General features: G+C 50.6%; 11 protein-coding genes. All 11 read left to right on the forward strand.

Features of this window, described 5'->3' with window-relative positions; translation table 11 throughout:
- Positions 1-251 precede the first annotated feature (251 nt).
- The 11 genes from rpsB (at position 252) to lpxD (ending at position 12,091) form a co-directional block, all read left to right on the forward strand.
- On the forward strand, positions 252-977 hold the full coding sequence (gene rpsB / locus FDX04_RS03730) for a 30S ribosomal protein S2 (protein ID WP_003018553.1): 726 nt from the start codon (positions 252-254) through the stop codon (positions 975-977).
- Positions 978-1,113: 136 nt separating this feature from the next.
- Positions 1,114-1,965 carry a translation elongation factor Ts gene (tsf, locus tag FDX04_RS03735; protein ID WP_006686782.1) on the forward strand — a complete coding sequence of 284 codons (852 nt, stop codon included), beginning with the start codon at positions 1,114-1,116 and terminating at the stop codon, positions 1,963-1,965.
- Between the two features lie 145 nt (positions 1,966-2,110).
- On the forward strand, positions 2,111-2,836 hold the full coding sequence (pyrH, locus tag FDX04_RS03740; protein ID WP_003018549.1) for a UMP kinase: 726 nt from the start codon (positions 2,111-2,113) through the stop codon (positions 2,834-2,836).
- A gap of 139 nt (positions 2,837-2,975) precedes the next feature.
- Positions 2,976-3,533: a ribosome recycling factor gene (gene frr / locus FDX04_RS03745; RefSeq protein WP_006686783.1), complete on the forward strand. Its 558-nt coding sequence runs from the start codon at positions 2,976-2,978 to the stop codon at positions 3,531-3,533.
- Between the two features lie 97 nt (positions 3,534-3,630).
- Entirely contained in the window at positions 3,631-4,827 is a 1,197-nt protein-coding gene (gene ispC / locus FDX04_RS03750; protein WP_137370453.1) for a 1-deoxy-D-xylulose-5-phosphate reductoisomerase, read from the forward strand.
- Positions 4,828-5,014: 187 nt separating this feature from the next.
- Positions 5,015-5,773 carry a (2E,6E)-farnesyl-diphosphate-specific ditrans,polycis-undecaprenyl-diphosphate synthase gene (ispU, locus tag FDX04_RS03755; RefSeq protein WP_137348921.1) on the forward strand — a complete coding sequence of 253 codons (759 nt, stop codon included), beginning with the start codon at positions 5,015-5,017 and terminating at the stop codon, positions 5,771-5,773.
- 12 nt (positions 5,774-5,785) lie between these two features.
- On the forward strand, positions 5,786-6,643 hold the full coding sequence (gene cdsA, locus FDX04_RS03760) for a phosphatidate cytidylyltransferase (protein ID WP_038637406.1): 858 nt from the start codon (positions 5,786-5,788) through the stop codon (positions 6,641-6,643).
- 11 nt (positions 6,644-6,654) lie between these two features.
- On the forward strand, positions 6,655-8,007 hold the full coding sequence (gene rseP / locus FDX04_RS03765) for a sigma E protease regulator RseP (RefSeq protein WP_137360289.1): 1,353 nt from the start codon (positions 6,655-6,657) through the stop codon (positions 8,005-8,007).
- A gap of 29 nt (positions 8,008-8,036) precedes the next feature.
- Positions 8,037-10,454 carry an outer membrane protein assembly factor BamA gene (gene bamA, locus FDX04_RS03770; protein ID WP_137370454.1) on the forward strand — a complete coding sequence of 806 codons (2,418 nt, stop codon included), beginning with the start codon at positions 8,037-8,039 and terminating at the stop codon, positions 10,452-10,454.
- Positions 10,455-10,576: 122 nt separating this feature from the next.
- Positions 10,577-11,062 (forward strand): molecular chaperone Skp, encoded by a 486-nt coding sequence (skp, locus tag FDX04_RS03775; protein WP_016151765.1) that lies wholly within the window; start codon positions 10,577-10,579, stop codon positions 11,060-11,062.
- A gap of 3 nt (positions 11,063-11,065) precedes the next feature.
- Positions 11,066-12,091 carry a UDP-3-O-(3-hydroxymyristoyl)glucosamine N-acyltransferase gene (gene lpxD / locus FDX04_RS03780; protein ID WP_137370455.1) on the forward strand — a complete coding sequence of 342 codons (1,026 nt, stop codon included), beginning with the start codon at positions 11,066-11,068 and terminating at the stop codon, positions 12,089-12,091.
- Positions 12,092-12,187: the final 96 nt, after the last annotated feature.

The following is a 12,187-nucleotide window of genomic DNA, read 5'->3' on the forward strand; positions in this document are numbered from 1 at the left end:
TACCCTGCCAAATTGAGAATCATTAACAGCACAGACCGCCAACAATTATTGGTGTCGGTGGCGTATTTGTGGTATAAAGCGCGCCGGACTTCCGATCCACTCGAAGACTACACACGATGGACGGGAGCGACAAATCTCACTTTGTGTAACAACACACACGTATCGGCACATATTCCGGGGTGCCCTTTGGGGTCGGTAATATGGGATGCGTGGAGGCTTAACCCCAACTTTTATATATAGAGGTTTTAATCATGGCAACTGTTTCCATGCGCGACATGCTCAAGGCTGGTGTTCACTTTGGTCACCAGACCCGTTACTGGAACCCGAAAATGAAGCCGTTCATCTTCGGTGCGCGTAACAAAGTTCACATCATCAACCTTGAGAAAACTGTACCGATGTTCAACGAAGCTCTGGCTGAACTGAACAAGATCTCTGCTCGTAAAGGTAAAATCCTTTTCGTTGGTACTAAACGCGCTGCAAGCGAAGCGGTGAAAGAAGCTGCTAACAGCTGCGACCAGTTCTTCGTGAACCATCGCTGGCTGGGCGGTATGCTGACTAACTGGAAAACCGTTCGTCAGTCCATCAAACGTCTGAAAGATCTGGAAACTCAGTCTCAGGACGGTACTTTCGAAAAGCTGACCAAGAAAGAAGCGCTGATGCGTACTCGTGAGCTTGAGAAACTGGAAAACAGCCTGGGCGGTATCAAAGACATGGGCGGTCTGCCGGACGCTCTGTTCGTAATCGATGCTGACCACGAGCACATTGCTATCAAAGAAGCAAACAACCTGGGTATCCCGGTATTTGCTATCGTTGATACCAACTCTGATCCGGACGGTGTTGACTTCGTTATCCCGGGTAACGACGACGCAATCCGTGCTGTGACCCTGTACCTGGGCGCTGTAGCTACTACCGTTCGTGAAGGCCGTTCTCAGGATCTGGCTTCCCAGGCGGAAGAAAGCTTCGTAGAAGCTGAATAATAAGGCACGCTCGTTAGAGCCCTTATAGACCAGGTAGTATCACGTTTGGTTAGGGGGCCTGTATATGGCCCCCTTTTTCACTTTTAAATCTGTGCGGTTTCATGCCGGGCAGATCAAATCTTCCGAGGATTTTAGAATGGCTGAAATTACCGCATCCCTGGTAAAAGAGCTGCGTGAGCGTACTGGCGCAGGCATGATGGATTGCAAAAAAGCACTGACTGAAGCTAATGGCGACATCGAGCTGGCAATCGAAAACATGCGTAAGTCCGGCGCAATCAAAGCGGCGAAAAAAGCAGGCAACGTTGCTGCTGACGGCGTAATCAAAACCAAAATCGACGGCAACATCGCTTTCATTCTGGAAGTTAACTGCCAGACTGACTTCGTTGCTAAAGATGCTGGTTTCCAGGCATTTGCTGACAAAGTACTGGACGCTGCCGTTGCTGGCAAAATCACTGACGTTGAAGTTCTGAAAGCACAGTTCGAAGAAGAACGTGTTGCGCTGGTTGCTAAAATCGGTGAGAACATCAACATTCGTCGCGTGGCTTCCCTGGAAGGCGACGTTCTGGGTAACTACCAGCACGGTGCGCGTATCGGTGTTCTGGTTGCTGCAACTGGCGCTGACGAAGAACTGGTTAAACAGCTGGCAATGCACGTTGCTGCAAGCAAACCAGAATTCGTTAAGCCGGAAGACGTTTCTGCTGAAGTGGTAGAGAAAGAATACCAGGTTCAGCTGGACATCGCCATGCAGTCTGGCAAGCCGAAAGAAATCGCAGAGAAAATGGTTGAAGGCCGCATGAAGAAATTCACCGGCGAAGTTTCTCTGACTGGCCAGCCTTTCGTTATGGAACCGAGCAAATCTGTTGGTCAGCTGCTGAAAGAGCACAACGCTGACGTAACGGGTTTCATCCGCTTCGAAGTGGGTGAAGGCATCGAGAAAGTTGAGACTGACTTTGCAGCAGAAGTTGCTGCGATGTCCAAGCAGTCTTAATTTTTAAAGGAGCCGCCTGAGGGCGGCTTCTTTTTGTGTCTGGCTTGTAAATTCAGCGAACCGCTATAGTGGTCATGCTGAAAAGCGACATACAATGTCGCCGGAATTAACTCATCTCATTCGTTGACAGTCTCAGGAAAGAAACATGGCTACCAATGCAAAACCCGTCTACAAACGTATTCTGCTTAAGTTAAGTGGCGAAGCTCTGCAAGGTTCAGAAGGCTTCGGTATTGATGCAAGCATACTTGACCGTATGGCTCAGGAAATCAAAGAGCTGGTCGAGCTGGGTATTCAGGTTGGCGTAGTGATTGGTGGCGGTAACCTGTTCCGTGGCGCTGGTCTGGCGAAAGCTGGGATGAACCGCGTTGTGGGCGACCACATGGGCATGCTGGCTACGGTAATGAACGGCCTGGCAATGCGTGACGCACTGCATCGCGCCTATGTGAACGCTCGCTTGATGTCCGCCATTCCTCTGAACGGCGTGTGTGATAACTACAGCTGGGCGGAAGCGATCAGTCTGCTGCGTAACAATCGCGTTGTTATTTTGTCTGCGGGTACCGGCAATCCGTTCTTCACTACCGATTCAGCAGCCTGTCTGCGCGGTATTGAAATTGAAGCGGATGTAGTACTGAAAGCCACCAAAGTGGACGGCGTATTTACTGCCGACCCGGCTAAAGATCCTACGGCGACCATGTACGAACAGTTGACCTACACTGAAGTACTGGATAAAGAGCTGAAAGTGATGGATCTGGCTGCGTTCACGCTGGCTCGTGACCACAAATTACCGATTCGTGTCTTTAACATGAACAAACCGGGTGCGCTGCGCCGTGTTGTTATGGGTGAAAAAGAAGGCACGTTAATCACGGAATAATTCCCGTTGCGGCTAAATGCAGGTAATATTCCGCTTTAATGTCGCGGGATACGTCCCTCAAAATTAATCAAGACTATACTTGTCACACCTTGCGTAGTGGGTATGGTCTGACTGAAACGAGCTTTCAAGGATTCGTAACGTGATCAACGATATCAGAAAAGATGCTGAAGTACGCATGGACAAATGCGTCGAAGCGTTCAAAAATCAAATCAGCAAAATTCGTACGGGCCGTGCTTCTCCTAGCCTGCTGGATGGTATTGTCGTGGAATATTACGGCACGCCGACTCCGCTGCGCCAACTGGCAAGCGTAACGGTTGAAGATTCCCGTACCCTGAAAATCAACGTGTTTGACCGCTCAATGGGACCTGCCGTTGAAAAAGCAATTATGGCTTCCGACCTTGGTCTGAATCCAAGTTCAGCGGGTTCCGACATCCGCGTTCCGCTGCCTCCGCTGACCGAAGAACGTCGTAAAGATCTGACCAAGATCGTGCGTGGCGAAGCGGAAGGCGCGCGTGTTGCCGTACGTAACGTACGCCGCGATGCAAACGACAAAGTGAAAGCGCTGTTGAAAGATAAAGAGATCAGCGAAGATGACGATCGCCGTTCTCAGGACGAAGTACAGAAACTGACTGACGCAGCGATCAAGAAAGTTGATGCGGCGCTGGCAGAGAAAGAAACGGAACTGATGCAGTTCTGATTCATCTGTACGCTAAAAACGCCGCTTAGAAGGCCTGCAAGGGCTGGATGGCGGCGTTTTGCTTTTTCTGCCTATACCCTATTTTTCTGGATGTCTCATGAAGCAATTAACCATCCTGGGATCAACCGGTTCCATTGGTTGCAGTACGCTGGATGTAGTACGCCATAACCCGGAAAAATTTCGTGTTGCTGCGTTGGTTGCGGGTAAGAATGTTGCCCGTATGGTGGAGCAATGCCTGGAATTTTCTCCTCGCTATGCGGTAATGGACGATGAAAAAAGCGCGGCATTGCTAAAATCGGCTCTGCTGGAGCAGGGTAGCCGCACTGAAGTTATGAGTGGACAGCAGGCTGCCTGTGATATGGCCGCGCTGGATGATGTTGATCAGGTTATGGCGGCGATTGTCGGCGCAGCGGGCTTGCTGCCGACGCTTTCGGCAATCCGCGCGGGCAAAAGCATTTTGCTGGCGAACAAAGAGTCTCTGGTAACCTGCGGACGTCTGTTTATGGACGACGTGAAACGCCACAAAGCGCAGCTTTTGCCGGTTGATAGCGAGCATAACGCGATTTTTCAGAGTTTACCGCAACCGATCCAACTCAATCTGGGATACGCTGACCTTGAGCAAAACGGCGTCGTGTCCGTGCTGCTTACCGGGTCTGGTGGCCCTTTCCGTGAAACGCCATTGCGCGATCTGGTTGCTATGACCCCCGATCAGGCATGTCGTCATCCGAATTGGTCGATGGGACGAAAAATTTCTGTCGATTCAGCCACCATGATGAATAAAGGTCTGGAATACATTGAAGCGCGTTGGTTATTTAATGCCAGCGCAAGCCAGATGGAAGTGCTGATTCATCCGCAGTCGGTTATTCATTCGATGGTTCGTTATCAGGATGGCAGCGTTCTGGCGCAGTTAGGGGAACCTGACATGCGTACACCTATTGCCCATACGATGGCATGGCCGGAACGTGTGAAGTCTGGCGTTACGCCTGTCGACTTTTGCCAACTCAGTGCGTTGACGTTTTCCGCACCTGACTACCAGCGCTATCCGTGCCTGAAACTGGCGATGGACGCGTTTGAGCAAGGGCAGGCGGCGACGACCGCCCTGAACGCCGCGAATGAAATTACCGTTGCCGCATTTCTGGCGCAGCAGATTCGATTTACCGATATTGCCGATCTTAATTTATCCGTACTGGATAAGATGGATTTGCAGGAGCCGCAGAGCGTTGATGACGTACTGAAGGTTGATGCCATCGCGCGGGAAGTTGCCAGAAAAGCAGTGATGCGACTCTCAAGCTGATGATAATCCCTCTACGGAAGATCGTGCTATTTGTTAGCGTTGGGCTTCAGTGATATAGTCTGCGCCACTCGATCGCGGGTAGTTGCTTTTTGTCGGTCGGGTAAGCCGTGGTTTGACACGGCTTTTTTGTGTGAGGGCTTCAGTATTCCTGAGTACCGTAAATCCTTTCAGGGACTAAAAACGCGTTATGTTGTCTGCAACTAAACCATTAAGCGAAAGTTTGCCAGCACATGGTTGCCGCCATGTAGCAATCATCATGGATGGCAATGGCCGCTGGGCGAAAAAGCAAGGGAAGATTCGCGCCTTTGGGCATAAGGCCGGAGCAAAATCCGTCCGCCGGGCTGTCTCTTTTGCTGCCAATAACGGTATTGATGCGTTAACGCTGTATGCCTTTAGCAGTGAGAACTGGAACCGACCTGCGCAGGAAGTGAGCGCGTTAATGGAACTGTTTGTGTGGGCGCTTGATAGCGAAGTGAAAAACCTGCATCGCCATAACGTACGTCTGCGTATTATCGGGGATATCAGTCGATTTAACTCACGTTTGCAAGAACGGATTCGCAAATCAGAAGCGCTTACCGCCCAGAATACCGGGTTGACGCTGAATATTGCAGCGAATTACGGTGGACGGTGGGATATTGTCCAGGGAGTCAGGCAACTGGCACAACAGGTGCAGGAAGGTCTGCTGCGTCCAGAGCAAATCGATGAAGAGATGCTTGGGCAGCAAATTTGTATGCATGAACTGGCCCCTGTGGATTTAGTGATAAGGACTGGGGGAGAGCATCGAATTAGTAATTTTCTGTTATGGCAAATTGCCTATGCCGAACTTTACTTTACGGATGTTCTCTGGCCCGATTTCGATGAACAAGACTTTGAAGGTGCGCTGCATGCCTTTGCTAATCGTGAGCGTCGTTTCGGCGGCACCGAGCCCGGTGATGAAAAAGCCTGATGGGGGTCGCTTTTGCTGAAGTATCGCCTGATTTCTGCTTTTGTTTTAATACCCGTTGTCATCGCGGCGCTGTTTTTGCTGCCGCCGGTGGGGTTCGCCATTGTTACGCTGGTCGTCTGTATGCTGGCCGCCTGGGAATGGGGACAGTTAAGCGGTTTTACCACGCGTACACAGCGAGTCTGGCTGGCGGTTTTGTGCGGGCTATTGCTGGCGCTAATGCTATTTTTACTGCCAGAATACCATCGCAATATTCATCAGCCGCTGGTTGAAGTATCGCTATGGGCGTCGCTGGGCTGGTGGATCGTCGCGCTGTTACTGGTACTGTTTTACCCAGGTTCGGCGTCGGTCTGGCGTAATTCCAAAACATTACGCATAATTTTCGGCGTACTAACCATTGTTCCTTTCTTTTGGGGAATGCTGGCGCTACGGGCATGGCACTATGATGAGAATCATTATAGTGGCGCGCTATGGCTGCTGTATGTCATGATCCTCGTCTGGGGAGCGGACTCTGGTGCGTATATGTTTGGTAAGCTGTTTGGCAAACATAAACTGGCGCCGAAGGTTTCTCCTGGTAAAACCTGGCAGGGTTTTATTGGCGGACTCGCTACTGCGGCCGTGATCTCATGGGGTTATGGCATGTGGGCGAATCTTGAAGTTGCGCCTGTCACCTTGCTTATTTGCTCCATCGTTGCAGCCCTGGCCTCCGTGCTGGGTGACCTGACTGAGAGTATGTTTAAGCGTGAAGCAGGTATTAAGGACAGTGGTCACTTAATTCCAGGACACGGCGGTATTCTGGATCGTATTGATAGCCTGACGGCTGCGGTACCGGTCTTTGCCTGCCTGTTGTTACTGGTATTCAGGACGCTCTAACGGATGGTCTTATGCTGAGTATTCTCTGGAATCTGGCTGCATTCATCGTCGCACTCGGTGTGCTTATCACCGTGCATGAATTTGGTCATTTCTGGGTTGCACGGCGCTGCGGAGTCCGCGTTGAGCGCTTTTCCATTGGCTTTGGAAAAGCGCTTTGGCGTCGTACCGATAAACTGGGTACAGAATACGTCATCGCACTAATCCCCCTCGGCGGTTACGTCAAAATGCTGGATGAGCGCGCTGAACCGGTGGTACCGGAGCTGCGCCATTACGCTTTCAACAATAAAACGGTTGGGCAACGCGCAGCCATTATTGCCGCAGGTCCGATTGCAAACTTCCTTTTTGCTATTTTCGCTTATTGGCTGGTGTTTATCATCGGTGTCCCTGGTGTTCGTCCGGTTGTTGGTGAAATAACGCCCAACTCGATTGCTGCGCAGGCGCAAATTCAACCAGGTACGGAACTAAAAGCGGTTGATGGTATCGAAACCCCAGATTGGGATGCCGTGAGACTGCAGTTGGTTGCCAAAATTGGCGATGAGCATACGACGCTCAGCGTGGCGCAGTTTGGCAGTGACCAGCGGCAGGACAAAACGCTGGATTTACGCCATTGGGCATTTGAGCCAGACAAACAGGATCCCGTCTCCAGTTTAGGGATTCGCCCACGCGGTCCACAGATTGAACCAGTGCTGTCAGAAGTGCAGGTTAACTCGGCTGCAAGTAAGGCGGGTTTGCAAGCTGGCGACAGGATCGTTAAAGTCAATGGTCAGTCGCTGACGCAATGGATGACGTTCGTGACGCTGGTGCGCGATAATCCGGATGAGCCGTTAGCGCTAGATATTGAAAGACAAGGAAGTTCCTTGTCTTTAACGTTAACCCCAGATTCAAAACAGGTTAACGGGAAGGCAGAAGGTTTTGCGGGCGTGGTGCCTAAAATTATTCCTCTGCCTGATGAGTATAAGACTGTACGCCAGTATGGGCCCTTCAGCGCCATCCTCGAAGCCTCGGATAAAACGTGGCAGTTGATGAAGCTGACGGTCAGTATGCTGGGAAAATTGATTACCGGTGATGTAAAACTGAACAACCTCAGTGGGCCGATTTCTATCGCCCAGGGGGCTGGGATGTCAGCGGAGTTCGGGGTGATTTATTACCTGATGTTCCTTGCGCTTATCAGCGTGAACTTAGGGATAATTAACCTGTTTCCGTTGCCCGTTCTTGACGGGGGGCATCTGCTGTTCCTGGCGATTGAAAAGCTGAAGGGCGGTCCGGTATCCGAGCGGGTTCAAGACTTTAGTTATCGCATTGGCTCTATCTTGCTGGTGTTGTTAATGGGGCTTGCACTTTTCAATGATTTCTCTCGGTTGTAAGAGAGTGTTAGGAAGAACGCATAATAACGATGGCGATGAAAAAGTTGCTCATAGCGTCGCTGCTGTTTAGCAGCGCCACCGTATACGGTGCTGAAGGGTTCGTAGTGAAGGACATTCATTTCGAAGGCCTACAGCGAGTCGCCGTTGGTGCGGCTCTCCTCAGTATGCCGGTGCGCACAGGCGACACGGTTAATGATGAAGACATCAGTAATACCATTCGTGCTCTGTTCGCCACCGGTAACTTTGAGGATGTCCGCGTCCTGCGCGATGGTGATACCCTTCTGGTTCAGGTAAAAGAACGTCCGACGATTGCCAGCATCACTTTCTCCGGTAACAAATCGGTGAAAGACGACATGCTGAAGCAAAACCTCGAGGCGTCTGGCGTACGTGTTGGCGAGTCTCTGGATCGCACCACGCTTGCCGATATCGAAAAAGGCCTGGAAGATTTCTACTATAGCGTCGGTAAGTACAGCGCCAGTGTGAAAGCGGTGGTAACGCCGTTGCCGCGTAACCGCGTTGACCTCAAACTGGTCTTCCAGGAAGGTGTTTCGGCGAAGATCCAACAGATCAATATCGTCGGCAACCATGCTTTCTCGACTGACGAACTTATCTCTCACTTCCAACTGCGTGATGAAGTGCCGTGGTGGAACGTGGTGGGCGATCGTAAATACCAGAAACAGAAACTCGCGGGCGATCTTGAAACCCTGCGCAGCTACTATCTGGATCGCGGTTATGCTCGTTTCAATATCGATTCTACCCAGGTCAGCCTGACGCCGGATAAAAAAGGTATCTACATAACCGTTAACATTACTGAAGGCGATCAGTACAAGCTTTCTGGAGTCGAGGTGAGCGGTAACCTGGCCGGACACTCCGCCGAAATTGAGAGCCTGACCAAAATCGAGCCAGGCGAACTCTATAACGGCACCAAAGTGACCAAAATGGAAGATGATATCAAGAAGCTTCTGGGTCGCTATGGCTATGCCTATCCGCGCGTTCAGTCGCAGCCTGAAATCAATGATGCCGACAAAACCGTTAAATTACGCGTAAATGTGGATGCGGGTAACCGTTTCTACGTGCGTAAGATTCGCTTTGAAGGGAACGACACGTCTAAAGACTCCGTTCTGCGTCGCGAAATGCGTCAGATGGAAGGCGCATGGTTGGGCAGCGATCTGGTCGACCAGGGTAAAGAACGTCTGAACCGTCTGGGTTACTTTGAAACCGTCGATACCGATACTCAGCGTGTTCCGGGTCGTCTGGATCAGGTTGATGTGGTCTATAAGGTGAAAGAGCGTAACACCGGTAGCTTTAACTTCGGTGTCGGTTACGGTACCGAGAGCGGCGTGAGCTTCCAGGCGGGCGTTCAGCAAGATAACTGGTTAGGTACCGGTTATTCCGTCGGTATTAACGGCACCAAAAACGACTACCAGACCTATACTGAGTTGTCTGTCACCAACCCGTACTTCACCGTTGACGGTGTGAGCCTTGGCGGCCGCGTCTTCTATAACGACTTTGAAGCGGATGATGCAGATCTGTCCGACTATACCAACAAAAGTTATGGTACTGATGTAACGCTCGGCTTCCCGGTTAACGAATACAATACGCTGCGTGCGGGTCTGGGTTATGTACATAACAAACTGTCCAACATGCAGCCGCAGGTTGCGATGGATCGTTATCTTGAGTCAATGGGTGAGACCAATACCAACAGCTTTGCTGCTGATGACTTCACCTTTAACTATGGTTGGACATATAACAAGCTTGACCGTGGCTACTTCCCGACAGACGGTACGCGCGTCAACCTGAACGGTAAAGTGACCATTCCGGGTTCTGATAACGAATACTACAAATTGTCGATGGATACCGCGACCTACGTGCCGATTGATGACGATCACAAATGGGTTGTCCTGGGCCGTACCAAGGTAGGTTATGGAGACGGTATTGGCAGTAAAGAAATGCCGTTCTATGAGAACTTCTATGCCGGTGGTTCCAGCACCGTACGTGGTTTCCAGTCGAATACTATCGGTCCGAAAGCAGTTTATAAATCAGGGGCTTATGCAGGGGATCCTGACGACTACGAAGAGTGCACGAACAAGGACGGTAAAGACTGTAAATCAGATGATGCAGTCGGTGGTAACGCCATGGCTGTCGCCAGCCTGGAGTTTATTACCCCAACACCGTTTATTAGTGATAAATATGCCAACTCGGTTCGTACCTCCTTCTTCTGGGATATGGGTACCGTTTGGGATACTAATTGGCAGGATAGCGCAGAAACACGAGCTGTCGGTGTGCCAGATTACAGCGATCCGAGCAATATCCGTATGTCAGCGGGTATCGCTTTACAATGGATGTCCCCATTGGGGCCGTTGGTTTTCTCCTACGCCCAACCGTTCAAGAAGTACGATGGAGACAAAGCGGAACAGTTCCAGTTTAACATTGGTAAAACCTGGTAATTGTTCTTCGCAAAGGAATGTAGTGGTAGTGTAGCGCTGACTTTAGGCGATCTTGCATGGGATCGCCTGGCCACGCAAAGAACTGTACCTTCGGGTGCAAATGGGATGGTAAGGAGTTAATTGTGAAAAAGTGGTTATTAGCTGCAGGTCTCGGTTTAGCGATGGCAACGTCCGCACAGGCTGCTGACAAAATTGCAATCGTCAACATGGGTAGCCTGTTCCAACAGGTTGCACAGAAGACAGGTGTTTCCGCGACGCTGGAAAACGAGTTCAAAGGCCGTGCCAGCGAACTGCAGCGCATGGAATCCGATCTGCAATCTAAAATGCAGCGTCTGCAATCTATGAAAGCGGGTAGCGATCGTACCAAGCTGGAAAAAGACGTTATGGCTCAGCGCCAGACTTTCTCTCAGAAAGCTCAGGCTTTTGAGCAGGATCGTGCGCGTCGTTCCAACGAAGAACGTGGCAAACTGGTTACTCGTATCCAGACAGCTGTGAAATCTGTTGCTAACAGCCAGAGCATCGATCTGGTCGTTGACGCAAACACCGTTGCATACAATAGCAGCGATGTAAAAGACATCACCGCTGACGTACTGAAACAGGTTAAATAAGTAATGCCTTCAATTCGACTGGCTGATTTAGCAGAGCAGTTGGATGCAGAATTACACGGTGATGGCGATATCGTCATCACCGGCGTAGCGTCCATGCAATCTGCGCAAACTGGCAATATCACATTTATGGTGAATCCTAAGTACCGTGAACACTTAGGCGTATGCCAGGCTTCTGCCGTTGTGATGACGCAGGACGATCTTCCTTTTGCTAAGAGTGCGGCGCTGGTAGTGAAGAATCCCTACCTGACCTATGCTCGTATGGCGCAAATTTTAGATACCACGCCTCAGCCCGCACAGAACATTGCACCGAGTGCAGCGATCGATGCGACGGCGAAGCTGGGTAAAAATGTCTCTGTGGGCGCAAATGCGGTCATTGAGTCTGGCGTAGAGCTGGGCGATAACGTGGTTATCGGCGCAGGCTGCTTCGTCGGAAAAAATACAAAAATCGGTGCAGGTTCGCGTTTGTGGGCGAATGTGACGATTTACCACGACATTCAGATCGGTGAGAACTGCCTGATCCAGTCCAGCACTGTCGTCGGATCGGATGGATTTGGTTACGCGAACGATCGTGGTAACTGGGTGAAGATCCCGCAGCTTGGTCGTGTGATTATCGGCGATCGCGTCGAGATCGGCGCTTGTACCACCATTGACCGTGGTGCTCTGGACGATACTGTGATCGGTAATGGTGTTATCATTGATAATCAATGCCAGATTGCACATAACGTTGTGATTGGCGACAATACGGCGGTAGCCGGTGGCGTCATTATGGCGGGTAGCCTGAAGATTGGCCGTTACTGCATGATTGGCGGCGCCAGTGTGATCAATGGGCATATGGAAATATGCGACAAAGTCACGGTAACTGGCATGGGTATGGTGATGCGTCCTATCACTGAACCTGGCGTCTACTCCTCAGGCATTCCGCTACAACCCAATAAGGTATGGCGTAAAACAGCTGCACTGGTGATGAATATTGATGATATGAGCAAGCGCCTCAAAGTGATTGAGCGCAAGGTTAATCAACAAGACTAAAGCACCTTTTTTGCATGTCTGACTTTTCGGCCTGTCCCATTCATACGATTGCGACAGGCCGTGTTATTATTGCCTTTTAGTATATTTTGACAGGAA

Source organism: Citrobacter sp. wls615 (genome assembly GCF_005281355.1).
In the GTDB taxonomy this organism is placed as follows: domain Bacteria; phylum Pseudomonadota; class Gammaproteobacteria; order Enterobacterales; family Enterobacteriaceae; genus Citrobacter; species Citrobacter werkmanii.

What these genes read in the sequence shown, in the direction of transcription:
- ispC (WP_137370453.1), top strand. Translation starts at nt 3,631, where the DNA reads ATGAAGCAATTAACCATCCTGGGATCAACCGGTTCCATTGGTTGCAGT.
- lpxD (WP_137370455.1), top strand. Translation starts at nt 11,066, where the DNA reads ATGCCTTCAATTCGACTGGCTGATTTAGCAGAGCAGTTGGATGCAGAA.
- rpsB (WP_003018553.1), top strand. Translation starts at nt 252, where the DNA reads ATGGCAACTGTTTCCATGCGCGACATGCTCAAGGCTGGTGTTCACTTT.
- bamA (WP_137370454.1), top strand. Translation starts at nt 8,037, where the DNA reads ATGGCGATGAAAAAGTTGCTCATAGCGTCGCTGCTGTTTAGCAGCGCC.
- rseP (WP_137360289.1), top strand. Translation starts at nt 6,655, where the DNA reads ATGCTGAGTATTCTCTGGAATCTGGCTGCATTCATCGTCGCACTCGGT.
- ispU (WP_137348921.1), top strand. Translation starts at nt 5,015, where the DNA reads ATGTTGTCTGCAACTAAACCATTAAGCGAAAGTTTGCCAGCACATGGT.
- pyrH (WP_003018549.1), top strand. Translation starts at nt 2,111, where the DNA reads ATGGCTACCAATGCAAAACCCGTCTACAAACGTATTCTGCTTAAGTTA.
- tsf (WP_006686782.1), top strand. Translation starts at nt 1,114, where the DNA reads ATGGCTGAAATTACCGCATCCCTGGTAAAAGAGCTGCGTGAGCGTACT.